This window comes from Pseudomonas sp. (assembly GCF_030690725.1).
Classification (GTDB): Bacteria; Pseudomonadota; Gammaproteobacteria; order Pseudomonadales; family Pseudomonadaceae; genus Aquipseudomonas.
In genome coordinates this window covers 17137-41085 of record NZ_JAUYGD010000047.1, presented here as the reverse complement: position 1 = coordinate 41085, position 23949 = coordinate 17137, and the positions used below count along the sequence as shown (strand labels likewise).

Below are 23949 nucleotides of genomic sequence, written 5' to 3'. Positions count from 1 at the left end.
GCCCGGGAACTGTTTTGTTAAACGTTGGGCTTTTTTCATCAAGCACCCAATAGCTGCCAGATTTATAATCTGCAGATATGCATCCGCTAGCTGTGATGGCTATGAGAATTATTAAAGCAATACGCACGGTAGTCCTATAACGTTTGGTTAAGGGGCTGGCTTTAGCCAGTCCCAGTGAGCGAAGCGAACGGTTTGAACCAATTGTTATATTCATTCCCCGTACTTTTCGATAAGTGTTGAAAAATCTGTTTTGATGAATTTTCTGTCTAGAACTTTTACAGGGGATTGCTTGCCGGCAAATTTTTGCATTTGCTTTAGCACTCCAAAGTGAGCGAAATTTACTTTGCTTTCAAATTTCGAGTAACCCTCATTACCCTCGTCGCACTCCAAAGATAGAAAGAAAGATTTCACTGCTTCTAATGTTTTGCTTACTGAATTTCCAAGGATTGCAAACTTAAGGTGCATGTCTTCTGGGAAATTGCAGGGGAATGGAAAAATCGCATATTGATCTTCAGTGGTTTTAGCTGACTTTACATCGTGAAATGCTGATTGCCAGGTTGGATGTTTTATCTGGCAAAGCCATTTGTAGTTGTAATAACTTATTGTCCAGTTATCCTCGAATTCTTTTTGCGGATAAGGCTGGCCCTTGTACTGTATTTTTAACTCTCGTTTGGCGTTGAGTTTCGCGAGTTGCGTTGGTGCCCAAGGTATTTCGGCGAATTTTGTTGACCTTGCTTGGTTGGTCAAAGACTCAGACTCTGCGAGAACTGCAGCAGTTAGAGCGTTTTCCCATAGAGATGCAGCAATGCTTGCGGCTTGGGATGTATAGCCGATTCTTACTAATAAATGTATTGCTCTAAGATCTGTAAGTGCCCGTTTTAGGAATGGGGCAGCAGCATTAATTCGGGGCAGGCCATGATTTTTAGCCGGTAAAGTTGGGGCTAATCCTCCGGCTTCAATACAGCTTTTAATTATTTCATCCCAGTCTGATAGCTCGGCTCTAAGGCTTTCTCGGCTTAGTGACTCAATCTCTTCTAGAGCAGAGTATGCTCCTTCAATGAACTCTGTTTTTTTCATTTTGAATATAACTATAATTAGACGACATATCCAAATCTGCACACCATTTCCACTGCTGGCAATAAGTATCCAAATCTGGCTATCCCGTATCCATATGTGATCATCAGTTATTGATGATCCGTTCTTGCAGCCCCAGCTGCACTGCCGCTTTGTAACTCAGCAGCCATGCTTTCTCTTCAGGCTGCCATTTGCCGCCAGCCTGCTTTACCGCCAATTGCATATTTTTCTCGTGAAAACTGATACGCACGAATACCAACGCCGTTGGTTGTTTGGGCGTATGGGCGCGGGTTTTCGCGGGTTTGTGTTTGCGTTCGACGATCAGTTCGACAGTGGTGTAGCTGATCTGCTTTTCCGCGTCGTGGCGGTAGCGCACGGCGATCAGGTCGTCGCCGTAGCGTTCGACAAAGCGTTTGGTGCCGTTTTTGCCTGGCTTGAGGCTTTTTACAACGTCCATATCGTGCCCCGTTGGGTGGCAGTGTCCTGCTGGCAGTCTGCCTATATCCGTCGGGAGGCTCAAGCGAGCATGAGGTGGACAAGCTTCGCGTTGTCCACCCTACGCGGCGCTGTGTTGGCTGCAGCACACGCGATGGGCGTTGCGCCCCTCGCGTGGTTTCGGTCTAGTTGGCCGGGTTGTTCAGGCTCTGCAGCAGCCGGTAATAGAAGCCGCTGGCATTGGCCAGCGTATCGATCCCCACGCGCTCGTTGGTGCCGTGCATGCGCGGTAGGTCGTCGCGTTCCATCAGCAGGGGGCTAAAGCGGAAGATGTTGTCGGTCAGCGGCTCGTAGTAGCGCGAGTCGGTGCCGCCGACGGTGAGGTTGGGGCTGACCAGGGTGTTGCTAAAGCTCTGCCGGATCACTTCGGCGAAGGCTTTGTAGGCTTTGCCGTTGACGTCGGAGACTGCCGAGGGCTCGCGGCCGGCGGGCATGACTTTGACGCTGATCTGCTCATCCGCCACGGCGTTGCGCACGTGTTCGGCAACGCTGGCGATGCTGTCGCGTGGGTGGATGCGCAGGTTGAGGGTGGCGCGGGCGCTGGGCGGCAAAACGTTTTCCTTAATACCGGCGCGCAGCAGGGTTGGCGACAGTGAGGTTTGCAGTTGCGCGGCACCGGCCGGTGAGGCGGCAAGCTGCTGTTCCACCAGTGGGCCGAACAGCCAGAGGTTGGCGAAGATCAATCGATAACCGAAAGATTGCGCCGGGGTAAAGCTGGCCAGCAGGTCGCCGGTGGGGCCGTCGAAGCCGCGTTGAAACGGCGCATCGCCTACCCGTTGCAGGGCCTGGCTCAAGCGGCCGATGGCGGTTTCATCGAAGGCCGGCGGCTGTGAGGAATGGCCGCCCTGGGCGTTGGCTTGCAGGGTCAGGCTGACGTAGCCTTTCTCCGCAATGCCGACCACGGCTACATCCTGGCTGACGCCGGGGATTTGCCCGCGCACCACAAAGCCGCCTTCATCGCTGACCCAGGCCAGGCGTTTGCCTTGCGCCTGCAATTGCGCGGCGATGCGCCGGTTGCCTTGGTGGCCGCCGATTTCTTCATCGTGACCAAAGGCCAGCAGCACATCGCGTTGCGGCTGAAAGCCCTGGGCGATCAGGGTTTCCACCGCTTCGAGGATCGCCACCATCGAGCCTTTGCTGTCGATGGCGCCACGGCCCCAGATAAAGCCATCGGCTATCGCCCCGGAAAACGGCGGGTGGCTCCACAGCTCTTCGGTGCCGGGCGCGACGGGCACTACATCCTGGTGCGCCATCAGCAGGGCGGCGGGCAGGTTGCTGTCCTTGCCCGGCCAGCGCAGCAGGATGCTCGGGCTGCCGGTAGGCAGTTGTTCGGTGTTAGCAGTCAGGCGTGGGTAGCGCTGCGTCAGCCACTCGCGTAGGCCGGCAAAGGCAGCGTCGCTGGCGGCCTGTTGGCTGGCCGGGGTGCCGACCTGATGCGACAGGGTCGGCAGGCGAATCGCCGCCGCCAAACTCTCCGCTGCACGTTGTGCATCCACCCCCTCAGGCAGGCTGACTGGTGCCTTGTTGACGGCGGCGGCAGGCAGCAAAAGGGTGCGGCCGACGACTACGCCAATCAGGCCGAGCAGGGCGATCAATACAACCAATAACAGGCGTTTCATGGCAGGCTCCGGGCGCTTAGGGGCGAAGAATCAGCTGGCTGCGGCTATTGGCCTTGATCGCCTCGGCATCCAGGTGCATCGGCACGTACTCACCACGAATATAGGCGTCGGCCTGGTCCTTGTAGTGCTTATCGAATAGCACGCCGCTCTGCCCGACCGGGTTGATGCCCCGCGCGCTGCTGGCGTCGGCCATATCGATCAGCCGACGGGTCGAGGGGCCGTAGACCACTGACCAGGGCGCCGGGCCTACCGGTTGCGACAGGTTGTTGGGCGTTTCATGGCCGCCCGGCGCCGCGAATGGGCCGACGTTGAACAGCTTATCCAGCGGCTGCTGTTGGCCCAGCGGGTGGCTGTGGGTGAGGGTATGCGCGCTGCCCCAGGTCCACTGAGTGGTGTCGTCACCCAGGGTGCTGCGCAGATGGGCAAGGCTGGCCTGCCAGGCGGCCTTGACGGTATCGGCGCGGCTTTCCACGGCATCGCTACCGCGCTTGTCCCACCACGGCGAGTTGGCGTCGGCGGCCAGGCGCGGCAGGGCGCTGTCGAGCACGCGGGTTTGCAGCAGGTTGGCGAAGAAGGCTTCGCCCAGTTCGTCGGCCATCGCCTCAGATGTCAGTTGATAGACCAACTGGTTGAACAGGGTGGCGGCAGTGGCATCGAGCGTATGTTGGCCATCCCAGCTCAGCAGTTGCTCGACCAGGGCTTGCTCCTCGGCATCACCCGCTGCGGCGCGCAGGTCGGCGGCCAATGGTGCAAGCAGGTGCTGCGGATAGCCGGTGCCAGGGTCGAGTTGCAGGGCTTGGCTGTTGCTCAAGTCCCATTTCACGCTGCTGTCGCTCAGGCGCTCATCCAGGCGCTGGCCACGGTCGGCGAGGTTGTAGTAGCCGGGTATTTCCATGCCGGTCGGCGACACGGGCTGGTAGTTGGCCGAGACGATATAACCGCGCGCTGGGTTCTCCTCCTGCGGGTTGGCGCTGAACGGGTAGTAGCCGTCTTTTTCTGCCTCGCCACTGGCGCTGTCGAGGATAAAGCTTGGGTTGACCCCGGCCGGGCGGCGCGGCAGTTTCGCCGCCGCCCACCAGCCGATATCGCCCGTGGCATTGGCCCACACCACGTTCAGCCCCGGCGCCTCGATATGCTCGACGGCGGCGCGGGCCTGCTCCAGGCTGGCGGCGCGGTTGAGCTGGTAGAAACCATCGAGGATCGGGTTCTCGGTTTCCAGAAACGCCCACCACATGGCAATCGGCGTGCTGCCGACGGTTTCACCCAGGGCGCTGTTGATCAGCGGGCCGTGTGGCGAGCGGCGGATGGTCAGGCTGACCGGCGCGGCGTCCTTGACGCTGATCTGCTCGACGCGGCTTTGCAGCTCGACCCACTGGCCGCGGTACCAGACTTGATTGGGATTGGCCGGGTTGGTTTTCTCGGCGATCAGGTCGAGGTCGTCGTTCTGGAACATGGTCAGGCTCCAGGCGAACTCGCGGTTATGGCCCAGCGAAGCCACCGGGTTGAGCGCCTGGTGATGGCCGTACAGGCTGAAACCGGGGTAGCTGAGATTGGCCTCGTACCACACCGACGGCACCGCGAAGCGGATATGCGGGTCGCCAGCCAGCAGCGGTTTGCCGCTGGCGGTGCGGCTGCTGGACACCGCCCAGGCGTTGCTGCCCTCGAACTGCGGCAGGCCGGCATTCAGCAGCGCGGCGTGGCTTAGTTCGGCAATGGCGTTGAGATCCTGCCAATCACCAGCGGCGAGGTTCTGCCCGACCACGCCCTGCGGGTGCCAGTCGAGGTCGAAGACTTTGAGGTAGTCGGTGCCCAGCTGGTCGCGGATATGCGTCAGCACTGGTTCGGTGCGAAACGCGGCGGCGAAGCTGTAGGCCATATAACCGGCGACGCTGAGGGTGTCGGCGGTGGTGAACGGGCGTTTCTCGATGCCCAGCACATCGAACTCGATGGGTGCCGGGCGGTTGGCCTGGTACTGGTTGATGCCATCCAGGTAGGCCTGCAGTGCCTGGCTCGCCGGGGTGCTCATGTCCATCTTCGCCGCGTAGCGGTCGGCGTGTTCGCGTATGCCCAGGGTGCGGAACAGGCGGTCGGTGTCGACCAGTGTGCTGCCGAGAATCTCTGCCAGCTCGCCACGGGCCAGGCGCCGCAGGATTTCCATCTGGAACAGCCGATCCTGCGCATGCACATAACCCAATGCGCGGTACATATCGGCCTCGTTCTGCGCCTGGATATGCGGCACGCCACGCTCGTCGTAATCCACCGTGACCGGCGCCTGCAGTGAACTCAGGCTCAGCTCGCCCGCGCGTTGCGGCTGTTTGCTGTCGATATACCAGTAAGCGCCGGCGGCAGTGGCTGCGACTAGTACGGCAAGGACGGTCAGGGTGCGTTTCATGGGTGTTCCTTGTTATAGGTTTTATCAACGCAGCCATTGTGCGGGCGGATTACGGCCCCGGCATTGACCAAATACAGCAGGAATGAAAGTCTTTGGTCAATTATTGAGGGCTTTATGGAAACCGACCCGCATAACAGCATCGCCAGCGCGCTGACCCATTCCTCGACCCTGCGCCGCCTGCTGTACGAAGCGTTGGCGGAGCTCGGCCTGGACCCGACCGATACCTATCGCCAGGCCTACCAGGGCGCCGTGCTGGCGCCGCCGCTGTTCAATGCCCGCGAGGACCACGACAACGCGCCGCGCTTCTGGCAGGCGCTGGCAGGCATCAGCGGTGATGTGGATATTGGCCTGCACCTGGGCGAAACCATGCAGCCACGGCCGCTGGATGTGGTGGGTTACCTGCTGCTGGCCAGTCGCGACTTGGGGCAGGCGCTGGAAGGGTTTGTGCGCTTTCAACATATCCTTTCCGGTGGCTTTGCCGCGCGCCTGGAGCTGGACGACGAGCAGGTGCGGCTGATCTTCGACCTCAACTACCGTGGCGTCGGCTCGCTGCGCCAGCAGATGGAGTGTTTGGCGCTGCTGTTGCAGAAGATGCTCGCCAGCATCAACAACGACGGCAGTTTCCGCCTGTCGGGGCTGGACTTTCGTCACCCCGCACCGCGTCGCCTGAGCGAGCATCGACGCTTGTTCGGCCTGCTGCCGCAGTTTTCACAGGCGCATGACGCGCTGATCTTCCCGCGTGCCTGGCTTGGTCGGCCATCGCGCAGCGCCAACCCACGGCTGTTCGAGGTGCTCTGGGCGCAGGCAGAAGTTGAGTTGGCGGAACTGGAGGAAAACCAGTTGCTCAATCGCGTGCGCTACTGGCTGGAAGTCAATATTGGCGTGCAGCTGTGCGATCTGCCGCGCTGCGCCAAGGCCCTCGGTTACAGCGTCGGCGGCCTGCAACGAGCGTTGGCCGAACAACAGCAGAGCTTTCGCCAGCTGCACGATGAGGTCCGCCGCCTACGCGCCCAGACCCTGCTCGACAGCGGTCTGGCGATCCGCGAAGTGGCGCGCGCCTGTGGCTTTGCCGAGCTTTCGCCGTTCTACCGCGCGTTCAAACGCTGGCAGGGCGAGACGCCGCAGGGCTTTCGCCGACAGTCGGGTGCGGGAATAACAGCGCCAGACTGATCTAGCCTTTCTACACAGGCCTGAGGTAGTAGTTATGTGGCGAATGATGGCGAGTGGAGTGTTGGTGCTGCTGGCGATGCCCTGCCTGGCGGCGCCGCCAGTGCAGATTTGTCTGGGCGACAGCAATGAGTGGCCGCCTTACACCTATTGGCAGCGCAGCGATGGCGAGGTGGACCGCAGCCGTCTGACTGGGTCGGCCAGCACCCTGGTGCTGGAGATTCTGCAGCGTTTGCAGCTGCCCTATGAAGTGCACTACATGCCCTGGGCGCGGGTGCAGCAGGAGCTGGCAGACTTTGCTGAAAAGGGCCGCTGCGAGCTGACCTGGGATGCCAGCTACAACGCCGAGCGCTCGGCCTATGCGCATTACAGTGCGCGCCTCTACGCAACGCGGCTTGGGCTGTTCTACTCCGCTCAGCGCTTTGCCGAAGTGCCGTTACCCGCCTTGCTGCAGAACCTGCAGCCCTATCGGGTGTGCGGGGTGATTGGCTACAACTACCAGCCGTTTGGCCTGGGCGAGCCGATCAAGCGCTTCCCCGGCATTCAGCAGAACCTGGATATGCTGCAGCGTCAGCGCTGCGACTTCTTCCCCAGCGAGATCGAGCCGTTATATGGCGGCCTGGCGCTGGGTATCTATCAGGGCCATGAACAATTACGGCATGTTCCACTGGTCGCCAATAAGGAGTTCTTTCTGCTGGTCAGCAAGGGCTCAGCGCGGGGTGAACGTCTGGTCAGCCAGTTTGATCAGCAGCTTAAACAGCTGCAGGCCAGCGGCGAGGCGCAGCAGATCTTTCAGCGCTTTACGCCGGACGGCCTGAAGTAGTCAGTGGCTCTGCCAGTCGCAGAAACAGCCTACTGCGAGCGTGTTGCTGGCGTTGACCGGGCGCTCTTCAATCAGCGCATCGAGAATCGGTTCGATAAAGCTGTTGCTGGAGGTGCATACGGCGCCTTCGCTGTAGGGGCCGAAGTAGGCCAGTTGGCCATTGCGGTCCCAGATCGCCACCGCCGGGCTGGCAGGGATCTGCGAGCTGCCCGCCAGTTCTGCCAGCGGTTGCAGGGCGCTGAGGGTGCTGGGCAGCTGGCCAGTGCTGCCGGGTTTTTGCACGGCATAGAAGCTCACGCCCTGGGGGCCGAAGCGTTCGATCAATTCGGCCAGGTGCTGCTGGTTGCCGACATTGCACGGGCAGGCCGGGTCCCAGAAGTGCACCAGACGGATCGGCCCGGGGCCGGCCAGCTCATCCGGCAGGCGCAGTTGTTCACCGTAAAACAGCGCGGTCTGCTCGCTGAAACTGCGCAGGTAGCGCGCTTCGTACCACCAGTAGGCGGCGAGCATGGCGGCGGCCCAGAGCAGAATCAGCAGGCTGGCGAGTAGGGTCTTGCGCGTGGGTCGAGTCATCGGCGGTCTTCGGCAAACAGGCGCGCAGCTTGCCATGACTGGCGCGACAGCTGAATATCCGCAACCTGATTGCACAGCCCTGGATGGCCTGTGACTAGCCCGTAAGTTTGATGGAAGCCTTATGCCAGAGCCGTTTCAGCCGGAAAACCTGCTTGCCAGTCTGCGACCCTTGGCCGCAGCCGTTGCCCTGTCACCGGCCGAACAGGCATACCGGCAGTTTTACGGCTTCAGCGATACCTCGGCTACGCACAGCCGTATGGGCACGCTGCAGGCGGGCGGCTACCAGATTGCGCTACAAGCCTGGTGGCCTGAGCAGCCGCGTGCCACGTTGGTGCTGCTGCATGGTTACTACGACCACGTTGGCCTGTACCGCCATGTGATCGAGTGGGCGCTGGGCATGGGCTTTGCCGTGTTGAGTTTTGATCTGCCGGGGCATGGCCTGTCCAGCGGCGCGCGCGCCAGCATCGGCGATTTTGCCGAGTACCAGACGGTGTTGCAGGCGGTGCTGGCTGAAGCCGCGGTGCTAGAGCTGCCGCAACCCTGGCATCTGTGCGGGCAAAGCACAGGCGGGGCGATTCTGATCGACTACCTGCTGACCGGTGCACCAGGCGCGGCAATCGGCGAAACCATTCTCCTGGCGCCGCTGGTGCGACCGCGTGCCTGGGGCTGGTCGCAGTTCAGCTACCGCATCATGAAGCGCTTTGTCAGCGAGATTCCCCGGCGTTTCAGCGTCAATTCCAGCGATGCCGAGTTTATCGACTTCGTCCATCACCAAGACCCGCTGCAGCCACGCAACCTGCCGACCGCCTGGGTTGGCGCGCTCAGTCAGTGGGTGCCGCATATCGAAGCCGCCCCGCGCAGTGCACGCAGCCCGTTGATCATTCAGGGTGAGGCGGATATGACGGTGGCCTGGCAGCACAACCTTGACGTGTTGCAGGACAAGTTCGCCGCGCCGCAGATACTGCGCCTGGCCGAGGCGCGGCATCACCTGGCCAATGAAGCGCCGGCCTTGCGCCAGCGCTATTTCGAGTTTTTGACCGAGCATTTGGCGTAGGTTGGTGTTGAGGAGCAACGCGACGAAGCCCAACGACTGCAACGGATCGTCGAGCTGAGTGCCATGCACGCCATGTTGGGCTTCGCTGCGCTCAACACCAACCTACGCGGATTCGGCTCAGATGCCTTGCGGTGCTGGGGCCAGACTGGCGCTGCTCTGGCCAACCGCCAGCCCGCTGCGGATGGCGGCCAACGCGGCCTGGTAGTAGCTCTTGCCGCTTTCGGATTGAGCAAAGCTGACAAACTCTTCCAGTTCCGGATCACTCAGCTCGCGGTAGACGTGCAGCAGTGTGTTATCCAGATCCGCACCGATCTGCTCCATCAGGCGCTGACGCTGGCCATTGAGCATGGCCTGGGCGCTGTCGCCGCCGAGCAGGCCGGGGAGCATCTGACTAAGGCTGTCGGCGGCGACACCGGCCAGCGCCAGGCTGACTTCGGCGCCGGCTTCTTTGGCGGGCAGCGCCTGGGCCAGGTGACGGATCAGCAGGCGACGGGTGGCACTGGCTTCACTGCGCGGCAGGCCGTTGGCGTAGCGCGCCAGTTGATCGCTGCGGGTGGCCAGCAGCTCGGCGTCGACAATCTTGCGACCCAGTGGCGACTGAAAAAACTGCAAGGCGCTGCCCGGGTTGCCGAGGCTGTCACGCAGGCCCTGCTGGGCGCGTTGATCCACCGCGGCGGCGGCAAAGCGCTGGTTGCTGTTGTTTACCAGCGCCTGGTGCACTGCCGGCGGCAGGCTGCTGCGGTAGCGTTCCTGAGCGGCCTGTAGAGCATCGCTGAAATGCATGCGCTGCTGCGGCCAGCCGGCCGCCTGATACAGCTGCAGATAATCGTCGGCCAGGGCGGGCAGGCTAAGCAGCAGGGTCAACACAACGGAAAGGGCGCGCATAGGGACTCCATAGGGGGCAGCTATTTTCTGCGGCATAGCGATGCTTGTCGAGGTTCGCGAGGCTGTGAATCAAACGATGACAGGCTGGTAGAATCGCCAGCATGACGACCGATACCCATACCGCACTCCTGACCCGCATCGTTGACGGCCTGGCCGAACACGGTTGGTCGCTGCAGGCGCAGTTTATTGCCCAGTCTCTGACTCTCGAACTGGCCGAAGAGTGCCGTAAACGTGCCGCACAAGGTGCATTGGCGCCCGCCGGCGTCGGCCGTGGCGCGCAGCAGCAGATCCGCGAAGGGGTGCGCGGCGACCATATTCAGTGGTTGGAAGCTGGTCAGGCTCCAGCGTGCGATCAATATCTGCAGGCGTTTGATGAGCTGAGGGTGGCGCTGAACCAGGGCTTGTACCTGGGACTGGAGGATTTCGAGGGGCACTTTGCCCTGTATCCGCCGGGGGCGTTCTATCAGAAGCACGTGGACCGCTTTCGCGATGATGATCGCCGCGCGGTGTCGGCGGTGTTCTATCTCAATGAGGATTGGCAGGTCGAGCACGGCGGCGCGCTGCGTTTGTATCTGCCGAATGGCGAGACCCGCGATGTGTTGCCGCAGGCGGGCAGCCTGCTGCTGTTTCTCTCTGCCGATATGCCCCACGAAGTATTGCCGGCAACGCGCGAGCGGCTGTCATTGACCGGCTGGTTTCGCCGGCGGGGCAATGGGCCGTTCTAGTCAAGATTGGCTAGAACCTGTTCACGATCTCGCGAGCTAGAGCCATGCAAGGCGCTACGTAGTAACAGCCTTTGGCTGGTCAAAGCGGCGAGGAAGCGGAGTTTACTGGGGTAAATGAGCATTCCGAGCCTGTTTTTAACGCTGCAGGGCCGACGCGCAGCAGATCGTGAGGAGGTTCTTAGTGGCCCCAGACTTTGAAAGTCCCGCGCAGATCGGTGATGTCGCGCATCTCGATACTGCCCAGGCGGCTTTCGCCGACGTACATATCGGCGGCGACGCGCACGCGAATGCGCTGCGCCGGGATGCCGCTGGCCACCAACTGTTCGTTGATGGTGGTGAGGTCGGGCAGGGTCAGCTGCAGTTGTTGCTGGCCGCTGCCATTGGTCACCACATCGATTTTCAGCGTGGGCAGGTTGACGCCGAAGATTGGCAAGGTCAGACCCAGCTGCGCGGCGCCGAAGGCAAAGTTGCCACCGGAGCCGTTCGGGCAGCTGGTCGGGGTGATGCAGCCGTTGTCGATCTTCACATTGCGCAGCGAGGCGTGGCCGCCGTCATCGCTCCAGCGCACCTGGCCGATGGTCGCCAGCACATCCGCGCGGATGCTGATGCCGGCCTGCCCGCTAATCTCGCTCAGGCTCTGGTTATCCATCGGCAGCAGGGCCGCCTGGCTCGGCAGGGCATAGGCCGCAAGGCTGGCAGTGAGTAGCAGGGCGAAGGTGCGAAGTGGGCGATGCATGGAGGCGTCCTCTCTTAGAGTGGCGTGAGTCTGTGCCTGGCCTGGCGTGCGCGCCATCGGGTCGGTGTGCTTCCCGCCGAAGGATAGGTCGGCGCTGTGCGTGGATGGGGTTGCCTGCGTGAAGCGCTTGGCAATCTGCCCGGCACCCCGTCCCTTTGATCGGCGACCAGTAAGCGCAGTAACCTGGCAGTGTTACGGCGGGTGACTGAATGAGCGTGAACGATGCAGAAGATTCTGGTGAGCCGTTGCCTATTGGGCCAGCGCGTACGTTATGACGGCGGCGCCCATGGCCCGTTTACTGTGCTTGAGCGTTGGCAGCGGGAGGGGCGGATTGTGCCGCTGTGCCCGGAAGTTGCCGGCGGCCTGCCAACCCCGCGCGCCCCGGCGGAAATTGCTGGCGGTCAGGGCGCGCAGGTGCTTGATGGACTGCTGCCGGTGCTAACGGTGGACGGCGAGGATGTTACTGCCGCCTTTGTCGAAGGTGCCGAGCAGGCGCTGGCGCTGGTGGCGAAATATGGCATCCGCATGGCGCTGCTTAAGGCGCGTAGCCCGTCGTGCGGTAATCGGGAGAATTACGACGGCAGCTTCAGCGGCACCAAGGTCGCCGGTGAAGGCGTGACCGCTGCGGCCTTACGCCGTGTTGGGGTGCAGGTGTTTAGCGAAGAAGAGCTGCCGGCTGCTGAGGCAGCGCTACGCGAATTAGAAGTTTGAATCGCCTAGCAAGTAGGTTGGGTTGAGGAGCAACGCGACGAAGCCCAACGATGCAGGCCGCGTTCTTTTGGGCTTCGCTGCGCTCAACGCCAACCTACCGCACAGCGCCGCTCGGCTGAGTAGCCGTTGAAACTGCTATCAACAAAAAGGGAAGCCGAAGCTTCCCTTTTTCGTATCGCGGCAACGCCTAGAACCTGGATTACGATCTCGCGAGCTAGAGTCCTGCAAGGCAAGAACAGGCGAGGAAGCGGAGTGTACTTTTGTACATGAGCATTCCGACTGGGCTCGCATTCGAGCCTGTTTTTAACGCCGCAGGGCCGACGCGCAGCAGATCGTAACCAGGTTCTTAGAACAGTACGCGGCTACGGATGGTGCCTTTAACGTGTTGCAGTTTCTCCAGCGCCAGGTCGGAGTAATCGGCGTCGACGTCGATGACCACGTAGCCGACCTTGTCGTTGGTCTGCAGGAACTGGCCAGAGATGTTGATGCCGTTTTCGGCAAACACGTTGTTGATCTCGCTCATCACGCCCGGAATGTTGGCGTGGATGTGCAGCAGGCGGTGCTTGCCCGGGTGTGCCGGCAGGGCCACTTCGGGGAAGTTGACGGACGAAACCGAGGTGCCGTTGTCGCTGTATTTGACCAGTTTCTCAGCCACTTCCAAGCCAATGTTGGCCTGCGCTTCAGCAGTCGAACCGCCGATATGCGGAGTCAGGATCACGCGATCCAGGCCACGCAGCGGGCTTTCGAACTCTTCGTCGTTGGACTTCGGCTCAACCGGGAACACGTCGATGGCTGCGCCGATCAGGTGCTCGTCCTTGATCGCGGCGGCCAGGTGATCCAGCTCGACCACGGTGCCGCGTGCGGCGTTGATCAGGATGCCGCCCTTCTTCATCGCGCGGATTTCTTTCTCGCCGATCATCCACTGGGTGGATGGCAGCTCAGGCACGTGCAGCGACACGATGTCGCACATGCCCAGCAGGTCGTGCAATTTGGCGATCTGGGTGGCGTTGCCCAGCGGCAGCTTGGTCACGGTGTCGTAGAAGAACACCTGCATGCCCATGGCTTCCGCCAGTACCGAGAGCTGGGTGCCGATTGAGCCGTAACCGACGATACCCAGCTTTTTGCCACGGATTTCGAAGGAGTTGGCTGCCGATTTGATCCAGCCGCCACGGTGGCAGGAGGCGTTCTTCTCCGGGATGCCGCGCAGCAGCAGGATGGCCTGGGCCAGCACCAGTTCGGCTACCGAGCGGGTGTTCGAATACGGTGCGTTGAATACGGCGATACCGCGCTCGCGGGCGGCGTCGAGATCAACCTGGTTGGTGCCGATGCAGAAGCAACCGACGGCGACCAGACGCTTGGCGCAGTCAAAGACTTCGGCGGTCAGCTGGGTGCGCGAGCGGATACCGATAAAGTGCGCGTCGGCGATCTTTTCTTTCAGCTCGTCGTCGGAGAGTGCGCCCTTGAGGTACTCGATGTTGGTGTAACCAGCGGCCTTCAGGGTGTCCACTGCATTCTGGTGGACGCCTTCAAGAAGAAGGAACTTGATCTTGCTCTTGTCGAGAGAGGTCTTGCTCATCGGAGTACCTGTTGTCCCACAAATAGTGTCAGGGAAGGGTCAGCGGCGAGGGCTGACTACACCCGCAGATCGGCGCGGGGGCACGATTCACGGGGGGCGTATGCTAGCATACGAGCCCCGCGAAACACCTACCCTGGCAGATGAAGCGTGCTCAGGGTGACCATGAATCGTTTGAGAGTTCCGTAGATGACCAACCCTGCGCTGATCGAAGAGCTGAAGACCCTGGTTGAGCCCGGCAAGGTGCTCACCGATGCCGATTCCCTCAACGCCTACGGCAAAGACTGGACCAAGCACTTCGCCCCAGCGCCGCTGGCGATTGCCTTCCCCAAGAGCATCGAGCAGGTGCAGGCCATCGTGCGTTGGGCCAATCAGCGCCAGGTTGCGCTGGTGCCATCCGGTGGCCGTACTGGTTTGTCCGCCGGCGCCGTAGCGGCCAATGGTGAAGTGGTGGTGGCCTTCGACTATATGAACCAGATTCTCGACTTCAACGAATTCGACCGCACCGCCGTATGCCAGCCGGGCGTGGTGACCAAACAGCTGCAGATGTTCGCCGAGGACAAGGGCCTGTACTACCCGGTGGACTTCGCATCGGCCGGTTCCAGCCAGATTGGCGGCAATATCGGCACCAATGCCGGCGGCATCAAGGTGATTCGCTACGGCATGACCCGCAACTGGGTAGCTGGTCTGAAGGTCGTCACCGGCACCGGAGAACTGTTGGAGCTGAACAAGGACCTGATCAAGAACGCCACCGGCTACGACATGCGTCAGCTGTTTATCGGCGCGGAAGGCACCTTGGGCTTCGTTGTTGAAGCGACTATGCGCCTGGATCGTGCGCCGAAGAACCTCACCGCGATGGTCCTCGGCACCCCGGACTTCGACTCGATCATGCCGGTGCTGCATGCCTTCCAGAACAAGCTGGACCTGACTGCCTTCGAGTTCTTCTCCGACAAGGCCCTGGCCAAGATTATGGCCCGTGGCGACGTGCCGGCAGCCTTTGAAACCGATTGCCCGTTCTACGCCCTGCTGGAATTCGAAGCCACCACCGAGGAAGTCGCCGAAGCGGCCCTGGCCACTTTCGAGCATTGCGTCGAGCAGGGCTGGGTGCTGGACGGCGTGATGAGCCAGAGCGAGCAGCAACTGCAGAACCTGTGGAAGCTGCGCGAGTATATCTCGGAAACCATCAGCCACTGGACACCGTACAAGAACGACATCTCTGTCACTGTGTCGAAAGTGCCAGCGTTTTTGCACGATATCGACGCTATCGTCGGCGAACATTACCCGGACTTCGAAATCGTCTGGTTCGGCCATATCGGCGACGGCAACCTGCACCTGAATATCTTGAAGCCCGAGAACCTGTCCAAGGACGAGTTCTTCGCCAAGTGTGCCACCGTCAACAAGTGGGTGTTCGAGACCGTGCAGAAGTACAACGGCTCGATCAGCGCCGAACACGGCGTGGGCATGACCAAGCGCGATTACCTGACCTACAGCCGCTCGCAAGCCGAGATTGGCTATATGAAGGCCATCAAGGCGGTGTTCGACCCGAATGGCATTATGAACCCGGGCAAGATCTTCCCGCTCTGATTGACCGTGATCATCTGTAGCCCGGATAAGCCTTGGCGCAATCCGGGGCAGCGGCGCCCCGGATTGCGCTGCGCTTATCCAGGCTACGAGATCGTGCTTTGGTCGCAACGACGGCCGGCCCTAAAGCGGGCATGATCGTTGGGCGGATGTAGGAGCGGGCCATGCCCGCGAAACGGCCGCCGTAAAGCATCGCGGGCATGGCCCGCTCCTACGAAAAGTCAGCCGCAAGGAGTTGCCCATGAGCTACCAGCATCAGTATGTCGATGGCACCCACATCCATTTCCCCATGGGCAAGGTGGTGTGCATCGGCCGTAATTACGCCGAGCATGCCAAGGAACTGAACAACCCGGTGCCGACCGAGCCGTTGCTGTTTATCAAGGCGGGCAGCTGTGTGGTGCCGCTGGATGACGGCTTTACCCTGGTCGAGGGTAAGGGTGACGTGCATTACGAAGCGGAAATCGCCGTGCTGATCGGCAAGCCACTGTCGCGTACGCCGAATGCCGAGGAGGTGCGCGACGCTATTTCCGGCTTCGCCCCGGCGTTGGACCTGACCCTGCGCGACCTGCAGGCCACGCTCAAGGCCAAGGGCTACCCCTGGGAAACTGCCAAATCCTTCGACGGTGCCTGTGTGCTGGCACCGTTCGTGCCGGGTGATGCAGTCGAAGACCTGGCCGATATCGGCATCCGCCTGGCGATCAACGGTGAAGTGCGGCAGGACGGCCACAGCCGCGACATGCTCAACCCGATTCTGCCGATGATCCAGCACATCTGCGGGCACTTCAGCCTGCAGCCGGGTGATGTGATCCTCACCGGCACGCCAGTCGGCGTCGGCCCGCTGCACAAGGGTGATGCGCTGGTGCTGGAGCTGGTTGGTCATAGCCGCTTCGAGAGTCGCGCGCTCTAACCGCAACGGCTAGTCGCCAGCTGATATAAAGCGGCACCTGGAGGTGCCGGCTGGCCTGGCGGCTTAACAGAAACTTAAGGGTTGCTCTCTAGTCTGATAGCCATCGTTCTGCTGAGTTGTGTGCGATGTCGATCTGGATTGCTCGGCTGGTGCGTCTGCGCTGGCTAATTGTGCTGCTGTTCCTGCTCACGGTTGCTCTGCTGGTGGCCAATTACCGTCATTGGGATGATCGCCTGTCCTTCTGGTTTCAACAGCAACAGGTGGGAGTTGCCGAGCAGCAGGCGAGCATCTGGTTGCCAGGTTATAAGGCCGTGCTGCAGGGCAAGCCGCTGCAGGGGCTGGAAGGTGATGAGGTGTCCGGGCTGACCTACAACCCCGAGAGCGACACGCTGTTCACCGTAACCGGGAAATACCCGCAGTTGATCGAGCTGACCCTGGATGGCCAGGTGATGCGGCGCATCGATCTGCATGGTTTCTCCAACCCTGAAGGGGTGGAAATGCTCGCCGATGGTCGCCTGGCGATTATCGATGAGCGCAAGCGCACCCTGACCACCTTCAAGCTCGGCGCGCTGACCCGCAGCCTGGAGTTTGCCGATCTGGCGTCCTTCGACCTGGGCTTTATCGATGCCGGCAACAAGGGCTTCGAGGGCATTGCCTGGGATTCGCGCAACGAGCGCGTGCTGCTGGGCAAGGAGCGTGGTCCGCTGGGGCTGTTCAGCATGCCGTTTCCCGGTGAGGACGGTGCGGTCGGAGCCCTTGAACCGCTGAGTTCCGGTCATCTGTTTCTGCGCGATATTTCCTCGCTGAGTTACGACGCCCGCACCGGCCATGCCCTGGTGCTCTCGGATGAGTCGCGCCTGCTGCTGGAAGTGAACGAGCAGGGTGAACCGGTCAGCTTTATCAGCCTGGCGCGCGGCATGAATGGCCTGCGCCAGGGCATCGGCCAGGCCGAAGGGGTGACCATGGATGCGGCCGGCAATATCTATATCGTCAGCGAGCCCAACCTGTTCTACGTCTTGCACAAAGAGCCGGCGGCAGCGGATTAAGTTTGGCTTAAGCGTCGATTAAGCCTGGCTTCAGCTAGGCCCTCTAATCTAGCCCCATCACCTAACTGATTAGAGGTTCACCCCATGAAGCGTTTCACTTTGGCTCTGCTGCTGGTTCCACTGTTCTCCACTGCTGCTATGGCCACCGGTTACACCGGCCCAGGCGCCACCACTCAGGTCACCACCGTGGCAGCTGCGCTGGATGCGGCCGATGACACCCCGGTGGTACTGCAGGGGCAGATCGTCAAGCGCTTGCAGGATGAGCTGTACGAATTCAAAGACGCCAGCGGCACCATCAATGTCGAGATCGACGATGAGCATTGGCCAGCCCAGGCCATTTCCGAAAAGGCCGTGGTCAAGATCAGCGGCGAAGTTGACCGTGACCTGACCAGCCGCGAAATCGATGTCGAGTACCTCGAACTGGTCAAATAAGTCGCCCCATCATGTGCCCATGTCAGCCCGAAGCCCTGCTTCGGGCTGACGCCGTTGTGTCACCCGTGATAGTTGAGAGTGAAGCGCCATGCGAGATCATTTCACCCTGAAGCGCCTGTTGCTCAGCTTTGCCGTGCTGGCGTTGCTGCTGCTTGGTTTGTTCGCCCAGGAGTACCGCCTGTTTGAACGGGCCTGGTTCAATGTGCAGCAAGCGGGCAAAAGTCTGGCTGCGGAGCGCGACATACTGCTGTCGGGCTATCAGGTGGATATCGAAGCCAAGGTGATCAAGGGGCTGAACGATGATGTCTCGGCACTGACCTACGACCCGGACCGCAACAGCCTGTTTAGCGTGACCAACCAGAAGGCGCAGCTGATCGAGCTGTCGCTGGATGGCGAGTTGCTGCGACGTATCGACCTGCATGGTTTTGGCGATGCCGAAGCGGTTGAGTACATCAGCCCGGGCCTCTATGTGATCAGCGATGAGCGCCAGCAGCGGTTGATCAAGGTGCGGGTCGATGACAGCACCACCGAGTTGCATGCCGATCAGGCGCAGCAGTTCTCGCTGGGTATCGGTCTGAATGGCAACAAGGGCTTTGAGGGGTTGGCCTACGACTCGGTCGGCCAGCGTCTGTTTGTCGCCAAGGAGCGCGACCCGATCCGCATCTATGAAATTCACGGTTTCCCGCAGCGTGATCCGCAGCAACCCTTCGCCGTGCATGTGGTGGATGATCAGCAGCGCGATGCCGGGTTGTTTGTGCGCGATCTGTCCAGCCTGCAGTTTGATGAGCGCAGCGGCCATCTGCTGGCGCTGTCCGATGAGTCACGGCTGGTGCTGGAGCTGAATGTCGAGGGCAAGCCGATCAGCAGCCTGTCGCTGCTGGCCGGGCGCAATGGCCTGACCCGCAGCGTGCCCCAGGGCGAGGGCATCGCCATGGATAACCAGGGCGTGCTCTACCTGGTCAGCGAGCCCAATCTGTTTTATCGCTTCAAGAAACCAGACGCCTAGCGGGTGAGGCGAGCGCTGCTGCCGTTGGTTGCAGCAGGCGGGCGGTTTTCCATTCGAAACCCAGGGTCAGGCCGATGGCCGCGCAAGCCAGGCCGCCGGCCAACCCCCACCACACGCCTTCTGCGCCCCAACCCAGGGGAAATGCCAGCGCCCAGGCCAGCGGCGCACCGACTGCCCAGTAGCAGCCGAGGCCGACCCAGAAGGTGGTCTTGGCGTCCTTGAGGCCGCGAATCGCGCCCATGGCGATGGTCTGGATACCGTCGAAGAATTCGAACCAGGCGGCAATCGCCAACAGCGCCACGGCCAGGCGCACCACCTCGCTATAACCGCTGTCCGTGTGATCGAGAAACAGCCCGACCACCCATTGCGGTGCCAGCCAGAACAAACAGGCGAAACCGAGCATGCACAGCGCACCAAGGCTCAGGCCCAGGCGTCCGGCTTGCCGCGCCTGCAGCAGGCGGCCGGCACCGAAGTGCTGGCCGATACGGAAGGTCACCGCGTAGGAAATCCCCACCGGCACCATAAAGGCCACATACACCGACATGATCGCGATCTGGTGTGCCGCCAGTTGGGTGCTGCCCAGCGCGCCCATGCACAACGCGGCAAAGGCAAACAGCCCGGACTCCACCGCATAGGTGCCGCCAATCGGCAGGCCCAGGCGCAGCAGCTCTTTCAGCTCGGCCCAGACTGGCCGTAACAGGCCGCGCCACAGTGGATAAGGGCTGTAGGCGCTGTGGTGCAGCACATGCCAGGCCAGCAGCAGCGCCATGACATTCATCACCACGGCAGTCACCAGGCCGATGCCGGCCAGGCCCAGTGGTGGCAGGCCGAACCAGCCCTTGATCAGCGCATAGTTGAGGACGAAGTTGGCCAGCGCGCCGCCAATGCTGATGGCCATTACCGGGCCTGGGCGGCCGATGGCGCTGGTAAAGCCGCGCAGCGCCATAAAACTCATATAGCCGGGCAGGGCAAACACCAGGGTGGAGAGAAACTGCATACCGCCGCTGACGCTCTCCGGCTGCTGGCCGAAATACAGCAGCGCCGGGCCGAGGTTCCACAGCGTCAGGCCGGCCAGCAGCGCCAGGCCCCAGCCCAGCCACAGGCCGTTTTGCGTCAGCCGGGTGACGCCGGCCGCGTCCTGCGCGCCGTGACGGATTGCCACTAGGTTGCCAACTGAGGCAATCACTCCAACGCAGAAGATCGACACAAAAGAGTAACTGGCCGCGCCCAAGCCACCAGCTGCAAGAGTTTCCGGGCCGAGCATGCCCATCATCACCGTGTCGGTAAACACCATCAGCACATGCGCCAGTTGCGCAGCAATCAACGGCCCGGCGAGTTTCAGAATGGCGCGCAGTTCGCCACGAAGCGGATGCAGCATGATGAGTTCTACTCAGCTAGAAGGCTTGCCCGGGTGATCCGCGCAGGCAGAGAATGCGCCTATTCTCATGAGCCAACGGCGACAGCACAAAAGGATAATAGCGATGACAGGCATAACTATTACTCATGGACCGCAGTCGTGAGCCAGCGCTTGCCGCCGCTCTATGCCCTGCGCGCCTTCGAGGCTGCGGCGCGGCACAGCTCCTTTACCCGCGCCGCCGAAGAACTGGCGATCACCCAGAGTGCGGTCAGCCGTCACGTGCGCACCCTGGAAGAACACTTCGCTTGCCGCCTATTCGAGCGTCGTGGCCGCAGCCTGCAACTCACCGAGACCGCGCGCATATTGTTGCCGGGGCTGCGCGATGGTTTCGAGGCGCTGGAGCGGGCCTGCAACACCCTGCGTGTCGACGATACCGTGCTGCGCCTGAAGGCGCCGTCGACCTTGACCATGCGCTGGCTGCTGGCGCGCCTGTCACGCTATCGCCTGAGCAGTGCCAGCGAGGTGCAACTGACCAGCGCCTGGATGGATGTGGACAAGGTGGACTTTCTGCATGAGCCGTTCGACTGCGCGGTGCTGCTGAGCCAGGGCGACTTCCCGGATGAGTGGGAGAGCACTGAGCTATTCGCCGAATGGCTGATTCCGGTCTGCGCGCCTGAGGCCTTGAGCGAACAGCCCTGGGATCTGCCACGCCTGCAGGCCGCCGAACTGCTGCACCCCACCCCGGATCGCCGCGACTGGCGGCAGTGGCTGCAGGCCATGGGTTTGGCGGATCAGGTGCCGCTCAAGGGTGGCCAGGTGTTCGACACCCTGGAGCTGGGCATGGTCGCTGCTGCGCGCGGCTATGGCGTGTCGATTGGCGATCTGGTGATGGTTGCCGAGGATGTCGCTCAGGGCCGCCTCGGTCTGCCTTGGCCCAGCGCGGTGCCCAGTGGCTGCAGTTACTACTTGGTCTGGCCCAAGGCGCGTCGAGGCCAGGAGCGTTTTCGCCGCTTGCGCGATTATCTGGTGGCGGATGTGGCGGCGATGCAGCTGCCCGTGGTCGAGCGGGTGGAAAATCGAGCGCGTTGGCACGACAGCGCATAAGGCGTAAAAAATATTGGACTATCGTTTGCCGGCTTTCTCAGATTAATGCTGTTAAAACAGCAGCTTGCTTCGTTGGTTGGGTTGGGTTGACTGCTGCTTGCGGTCTGATTCCTTAACATTATGAGCGTATTTGTTTGACATATTTTACGGCTTTGGCAGACTGGCTTCAGGGTTGTGACTGCCAGATGAGCGTTTCTCGCGCATCTGCTGCCGCTGCGGCGGGCATCTAGACAGGCGCAATCAGCCGTAAAACAGAAGGTGCGCGACAACCGTCAGCCCTTCTGCACAACAACGGCAGCCAATCCCGGCTGCCCCAAGGTGATGTATGTCCAACAACAATACGAAACAGCGCCCAGGCGCGCGTAAACCGGTTGTCCTGATGTCCATGGGTGCTCAAGAGCGCAAAGGGCATGCCTATCAAGTAATGACCCACAAATACATAACCCCCCTGGTCGAACTGTCTGGCTGTGTGCCGCTGCTGGCGCCCAGCTGCTGCGGCGTCGATGACATCGAGCAGTACCTGTCGATGGTCGACGGCGTGTACCTGACGGGTGCGGGCAGCAATATCGACCCGGCCCTCTACGGCCAGGAAAACCTGACCCCGACCAAGGGCCAGGATCAGGACCGCGATCTGTTCGATATCCCACTGATTCGCGGCGCCCTGGCCCGTGGCCTGCCGCTGTTTGGCATCTGCCGCGGCATGCAGGAAATCAACGTGGCCCTGGGCGGCAATATCCACCAGAAGGTCTACGAAGTCCCGGGCATGAATGACCACCGCGAAGACACCAGCGCGCCGGTGGACGTGCAGTATGCCGACAGCCATAGCGTGCGGGCGCTGCCGGGCAGCTGGTTTGCCGAGCTGATGGGTCATGCGGATTTTCCAGTCAATTCGCTGCACGGCCAGGCCGTTGATCAACTGGGCGAGGGTGTCGAAGCTCTGGCCCATGCCGAAGATGGCCTGATCGAAGCGATTCACCTGCCAGGCGCCGAGCAGTTCACCCTGGCGGTGCAATGGCACCCCGAGTGGCAGGCGGCGCAGAACCCGCATTCGGTGAAAATCTTTAAGGCGTTTGGCGATGCCTGTCGTGAGCAGGCCGCCCGCCGCGACTCGCAATAACTCTTACGTCTACATATATAAAGAAGCCCCGCATGCGGGGCTTCTTTATGGGCGCGATTCAGGCCCCGCTGATGCTGGGGCGGTACTGCAAGGCTTCACCCAGGTGGCTGCGGCTGATATGCGCGGCGCTGTCCAAATCGGCCAGGGTGCGCGCCACCTTCAACACCCGATGGGCCGCGCGCAGGCTAAGTCCCAAGCGTTCGCAGGCGTTTTCCAGCCACTGACGGTCTTCGCCCTGCAGGCTGCAATGCTGTTGCACGCCGTTGAGGTCGAGGTGAGCATTGGCGCAGCCCTGGCGAGCCAGTTGCTGCTGGCGCGCCTGTACCACCTGGGCGGCCAGCTCGGCGCTGCTTGGGCCGGGTTCGGCGTTGGCATCCAGCCGGGTGGTTTCCCGTGGCACGCTGAGGTGCAGGTCGATGCGGTCGAGCAACGGGCCGGAAAGTTTGCTGCGGTAGCGCTGGATCTGCTCAGTGGAACAGCGGCAGCGCCCGGACGGATCGCCCAAATGCCCACAGGGGCAGGGGTTCATCGCCGCCACCAACTGAAAGCGCGCAGGGAAACGCACCTTGTCGCGAGCGCGGGCAATCACGATCTGGCCACTTTCCAGGGGCTCACGTAAAACTTCCAAAACCTTGCGATCAAACTCGGGGAGCTCATCGAGGAATAAAACACCGTGATGGGCCAAGGTGATTTCGCCGGGTTGCGGGCGGCTGCCTCCACCGACCAGCGCCGGGCCGGATGCGCTGTGATGAGGCGTTCTAAAGGGTCTTTGCGGCCAGGCACTTAGCGGCGTGTGACTGGCCACGGAGTGAATCGCCGCCACTTCCAGCGCTTCCTGTTCATCCAGCGCTGGCAGCAGGCCCGGCAGGCGGCTGGCCAGCAGGGTTTTTCCCGTACCGGGCGGCCCGGTAAATAGAAGGTTGTGCGAACCGGCTGCCGCTACCAGCAGGGCGCGTTTGGCGGCGATCTGTCCCTGCACTTCGGCCAGATCGGGGTAGGGCAGGATCTGGCGCAACAGGCCCTGGGCCTGATACGGCGCAATCGGCGTTTGGCCATTGAGGTGGGCGGCGACTTCCAGCAGGTGCTCGACGGCAATCACCGTCAGCCCCGACGCCAGGCTGGCTTCTTCGGCATTCGCCTTGGGCACCACTAAGGTGCGTCCGGCGGCGCGGGCGGCCAATGCAGCAGGTAAGACGCCCTGTACTGGGCGAATCGCCCCGGACAGCGCCAATTCGCCCAGGCATTCGAGGTGCTCCAGCGCGCTGGCCGGCACCTGGCTGCTGGCGGCGAGAATGCCGAGGGCAATCGCAAGGTCGAAGCGACCGCCGTCCTTGGGCAAATCTGCCGGTGCCAGGTTCAAGGTAATCCGTCTGGGCGGGAACTCGAAGGCGCAGTTGAGGATGGCGCTGCGCACCCGGTCCTTGCTTTCCTTGACCGCGGTTTCCGGCAAGCCGACCAGGGCCAGCGAGGGCAGGCCGTTGGCCAGGTGGGCTTCGACGGTGACGGCGGGGGCTTCAACACCCACCTGGGCGCGGCTGTGGACTATGGCCAGGGACATCGATCACTCCTTGA

Annotated in this window: 23 protein-coding genes; 12 read left to right on the top strand and 11 right to left on the bottom strand. The window is 61.6% G+C overall.

Annotation, left to right across the window (positions count from 1 at the left end):
• From Q8O69_RS11720 to Q8O69_RS11700, 5 genes are all read right to left on the bottom strand, one after another.
• Positions 1-214: hypothetical protein (locus tag Q8O69_RS11720; protein WP_305592302.1), on the bottom strand; the 214-nt coding region annotated here is incomplete at its 3' end.
• Positions 211-1119, bottom strand: a complete 909-nt coding sequence (locus tag Q8O69_RS11715; RefSeq protein WP_305592300.1) for a hypothetical protein — start codon at positions 1117-1119, stop codon at positions 211-213. The genes Q8O69_RS11715 and Q8O69_RS11720, both read right to left, overlap by 4 nt.
• A gap of 61 nt (positions 1120-1180) precedes the next feature.
• Positions 1181-1531, bottom strand: a complete 351-nt coding sequence (locus Q8O69_RS11710) for a hypothetical protein (RefSeq protein WP_305592298.1) — start codon at positions 1529-1531, stop codon at positions 1181-1183.
• Positions 1532-1694: 163 nt separating this feature from the next.
• A complete protein-coding gene (locus Q8O69_RS11705) occupies positions 1695-3188 on the bottom strand; it encodes a M20 family peptidase (RefSeq protein WP_305592296.1) in 1494 nt (497 codons plus the stop codon).
• 16 nt (positions 3189-3204) lie between these two features.
• Positions 3205-5580, bottom strand: a complete 2376-nt coding sequence (locus tag Q8O69_RS11700; protein WP_305592294.1) for a penicillin acylase family protein — start codon at positions 5578-5580, stop codon at positions 3205-3207.
• A gap of 114 nt (positions 5581-5694) precedes the next feature.
• Here Q8O69_RS11700 and Q8O69_RS11695 point away from each other — a divergent pair, with 114 nt between their 5' ends.
• Together Q8O69_RS11695 and Q8O69_RS11690 are read left to right on the top strand one after the other, a co-directional pair.
• Entirely contained in the window at positions 5695-6750 is a 1056-nt protein-coding gene (locus Q8O69_RS11695; protein ID WP_305592292.1) for an AraC family transcriptional regulator, read from the top strand.
• 34 nt (positions 6751-6784) lie between these two features.
• Positions 6785-7570 carry an ABC transporter substrate-binding protein gene (locus Q8O69_RS11690; RefSeq protein ID WP_305592291.1) on the top strand — a complete coding sequence of 262 codons (786 nt, stop codon included), beginning with the start codon at positions 6785-6787 and terminating at the stop codon, positions 7568-7570.
• On the opposite strand, the gene Q8O69_RS11685 is transcribed toward Q8O69_RS11690, so the two are convergent.
• Positions 7571-8179 carry a DUF6436 domain-containing protein gene (locus Q8O69_RS11685; protein ID WP_305592289.1) on the bottom strand — a complete coding sequence of 203 codons (609 nt, stop codon included), beginning with the start codon at positions 8177-8179 and terminating at the stop codon, positions 7571-7573.
• Between the two features lie 85 nt (positions 8180-8264).
• Here Q8O69_RS11685 and Q8O69_RS11680 point away from each other — a divergent pair, with 85 nt between their 5' ends.
• Complete coding sequence (locus tag Q8O69_RS11680) at positions 8265-9197, top strand: alpha/beta hydrolase (RefSeq protein WP_305592287.1); 933 nt, start codon at positions 8265-8267, stop codon at positions 9195-9197.
• A gap of 117 nt (positions 9198-9314) precedes the next feature.
• Here Q8O69_RS11680 and Q8O69_RS11675 read toward each other — a convergent pair whose 3' ends face one another.
• Positions 9315-10082: a hypothetical protein gene (locus Q8O69_RS11675; protein WP_305592285.1), complete on the bottom strand. Its 768-nt coding sequence runs from the start codon at positions 10080-10082 to the stop codon at positions 9315-9317.
• Between the two features lie 101 nt (positions 10083-10183).
• Here Q8O69_RS11675 and Q8O69_RS11670 point away from each other — a divergent pair, with 101 nt between their 5' ends.
• On the top strand, positions 10184-10807 hold the full coding sequence (locus Q8O69_RS11670) for a 2OG-Fe(II) oxygenase (RefSeq protein WP_305592283.1): 624 nt from the start codon (positions 10184-10186) through the stop codon (positions 10805-10807).
• Between the two features lie 178 nt (positions 10808-10985).
• Here Q8O69_RS11670 and Q8O69_RS11665 read toward each other — a convergent pair whose 3' ends face one another.
• Positions 10986-11543, bottom strand: a complete 558-nt coding sequence (locus Q8O69_RS11665) for a DUF6160 family protein (protein ID WP_371136118.1) — start codon at positions 11541-11543, stop codon at positions 10986-10988.
• 222 nt (positions 11544-11765) lie between these two features.
• Here Q8O69_RS11665 and Q8O69_RS11660 point away from each other — a divergent pair, with 222 nt between their 5' ends.
• Positions 11766-12254, top strand: a complete 489-nt coding sequence (locus tag Q8O69_RS11660; protein WP_305592281.1) for a DUF523 domain-containing protein — start codon at positions 11766-11768, stop codon at positions 12252-12254.
• Positions 12255-12600: 346 nt separating this feature from the next.
• Here Q8O69_RS11660 and serA read toward each other — a convergent pair whose 3' ends face one another.
• Positions 12601-13830 carry a phosphoglycerate dehydrogenase gene (gene serA, locus Q8O69_RS11655; protein ID WP_167146271.1) on the bottom strand — a complete coding sequence of 410 codons (1230 nt, stop codon included), beginning with the start codon at positions 13828-13830 and terminating at the stop codon, positions 12601-12603.
• A gap of 186 nt (positions 13831-14016) precedes the next feature.
• Here serA and Q8O69_RS11650 point away from each other — a divergent pair, with 186 nt between their 5' ends.
• The 5 genes from Q8O69_RS11650 (at position 14017) to Q8O69_RS11630 (ending at position 18799) form a co-directional block, all read left to right on the top strand.
• The gene (locus Q8O69_RS11650; protein WP_305592279.1) at positions 14017-15411 is read left to right on the top strand and encodes an FAD-binding oxidoreductase; all 1395 of its coding nucleotides are present in this window, start codon (positions 14017-14019) and stop codon (positions 15409-15411) included.
• 238 nt (positions 15412-15649) lie between these two features.
• On the top strand, positions 15650-16315 hold the full coding sequence (locus tag Q8O69_RS11645; protein ID WP_305592277.1) for a fumarylacetoacetate hydrolase family protein: 666 nt from the start codon (positions 15650-15652) through the stop codon (positions 16313-16315).
• 125 nt (positions 16316-16440) lie between these two features.
• The gene (locus Q8O69_RS11640; protein ID WP_305592275.1) at positions 16441-17361 is read left to right on the top strand and encodes an SdiA-regulated domain-containing protein; all 921 of its coding nucleotides are present in this window, start codon (positions 16441-16443) and stop codon (positions 17359-17361) included.
• 84 nt (positions 17362-17445) lie between these two features.
• On the top strand, positions 17446-17793 hold the full coding sequence (locus Q8O69_RS11635; protein ID WP_275962085.1) for a YgiW/YdeI family stress tolerance OB fold protein: 348 nt from the start codon (positions 17446-17448) through the stop codon (positions 17791-17793).
• Positions 17794-17881: 88 nt separating this feature from the next.
• Positions 17882-18799, top strand: coding sequence for an SdiA-regulated domain-containing protein (locus Q8O69_RS11630; RefSeq protein WP_305592273.1), 918 nt, complete (start codon positions 17882-17884; stop codon positions 18797-18799).
• On the opposite strand, the gene Q8O69_RS11625 is transcribed toward Q8O69_RS11630, so the two are convergent.
• A complete protein-coding gene (locus Q8O69_RS11625) occupies positions 18780-20177 on the bottom strand; it encodes a NorM family multidrug efflux MATE transporter (RefSeq protein WP_305592271.1) in 1398 nt (465 codons plus the stop codon). The two genes, Q8O69_RS11630 and Q8O69_RS11625, sit on opposite strands and share 20 nt — an antisense overlap.
• Before the next feature lie 138 nt (positions 20178-20315).
• Between Q8O69_RS11625 and Q8O69_RS11620 the strand changes: the two genes are divergently transcribed.
• Positions 20316-21260, top strand: coding sequence for a LysR substrate-binding domain-containing protein (locus tag Q8O69_RS11620; RefSeq protein ID WP_305592269.1), 945 nt, complete (start codon positions 20316-20318; stop codon positions 21258-21260).
• Between the two features lie 325 nt (positions 21261-21585).
• A complete protein-coding gene (locus Q8O69_RS11615; RefSeq protein ID WP_305592267.1) occupies positions 21586-22377 on the top strand; it encodes a gamma-glutamyl-gamma-aminobutyrate hydrolase family protein in 792 nt (263 codons plus the stop codon).
• Positions 22378-22435: 58 nt separating this feature from the next.
• On the opposite strand, the gene Q8O69_RS11610 is transcribed toward Q8O69_RS11615, so the two are convergent.
• Positions 22436-23935, bottom strand: coding sequence for a YifB family Mg chelatase-like AAA ATPase (locus Q8O69_RS11610; RefSeq protein ID WP_305592265.1), 1500 nt, complete (start codon positions 23933-23935; stop codon positions 22436-22438).
• Positions 23936-23949: the final 14 nt, after the last annotated feature.

Coding starts and splice junctions, on each gene's coding strand:
- Q8O69_RS11625 (WP_305592271.1), bottom strand. CDS start 20,177: ATGCTGCATCCGCTTCGTGGCGAACTGCGCGCCATTCTGAAACTCGCC.
- Q8O69_RS11645 (WP_305592277.1), top strand. CDS start 15,650: ATGAGCTACCAGCATCAGTATGTCGATGGCACCCACATCCATTTCCCC.
- Q8O69_RS11690 (WP_305592291.1), top strand. CDS start 6,785: ATGTGGCGAATGATGGCGAGTGGAGTGTTGGTGCTGCTGGCGATGCCC.
- Q8O69_RS11640 (WP_305592275.1), top strand. CDS start 16,441: ATGTCGATCTGGATTGCTCGGCTGGTGCGTCTGCGCTGGCTAATTGTG.
- Q8O69_RS11685 (WP_305592289.1), bottom strand. CDS start 8,179: ATGGCAAGCTGCGCGCCTGTTTGCCGAAGACCGCCGATGACTCGACCC.
- serA (WP_167146271.1), bottom strand. CDS start 13,830: ATGAGCAAGACCTCTCTCGACAAGAGCAAGATCAAGTTCCTTCTTCTT.
- Q8O69_RS11615 (WP_305592267.1), top strand. CDS start 21,586: ATGTCCAACAACAATACGAAACAGCGCCCAGGCGCGCGTAAACCGGTT.
- Q8O69_RS11670 (WP_305592283.1), top strand. CDS start 10,184: ATGACGACCGATACCCATACCGCACTCCTGACCCGCATCGTTGACGGC.
- Q8O69_RS11665 (WP_371136118.1), bottom strand. CDS start 11,543: ATGCATCGCCCACTTCGCACCTTCGCCCTGCTACTCACTGCCAGCCTT.
- Q8O69_RS11650 (WP_305592279.1), top strand. CDS start 14,017: ATGACCAACCCTGCGCTGATCGAAGAGCTGAAGACCCTGGTTGAGCCC.
- Q8O69_RS11660 (WP_305592281.1), top strand. CDS start 11,766: ATGCAGAAGATTCTGGTGAGCCGTTGCCTATTGGGCCAGCGCGTACGT.
- Q8O69_RS11705 (WP_305592296.1), bottom strand. CDS start 3,188: ATGAAACGCCTGTTATTGGTTGTATTGATCGCCCTGCTCGGCCTGATT.
- Q8O69_RS11635 (WP_275962085.1), top strand. CDS start 17,446: ATGAAGCGTTTCACTTTGGCTCTGCTGCTGGTTCCACTGTTCTCCACT.
- Q8O69_RS11700 (WP_305592294.1), bottom strand. CDS start 5,580: ATGAAACGCACCCTGACCGTCCTTGCCGTACTAGTCGCAGCCACTGCC.
- Q8O69_RS11610 (WP_305592265.1), bottom strand. CDS start 23,935: ATGTCCCTGGCCATAGTCCACAGCCGCGCCCAGGTGGGTGTTGAAGCC.
- Q8O69_RS11680 (WP_305592287.1), top strand. CDS start 8,265: ATGCCAGAGCCGTTTCAGCCGGAAAACCTGCTTGCCAGTCTGCGACCC.
- Q8O69_RS11695 (WP_305592292.1), top strand. CDS start 5,695: ATGGAAACCGACCCGCATAACAGCATCGCCAGCGCGCTGACCCATTCC.
- Q8O69_RS11675 (WP_305592285.1), bottom strand. CDS start 10,082: ATGCGCGCCCTTTCCGTTGTGTTGACCCTGCTGCTTAGCCTGCCCGCC.
- Q8O69_RS11710 (WP_305592298.1), bottom strand. CDS start 1,531: ATGGACGTTGTAAAAAGCCTCAAGCCAGGCAAAAACGGCACCAAACGC.
- Q8O69_RS11630 (WP_305592273.1), top strand. CDS start 17,882: ATGCGAGATCATTTCACCCTGAAGCGCCTGTTGCTCAGCTTTGCCGTG.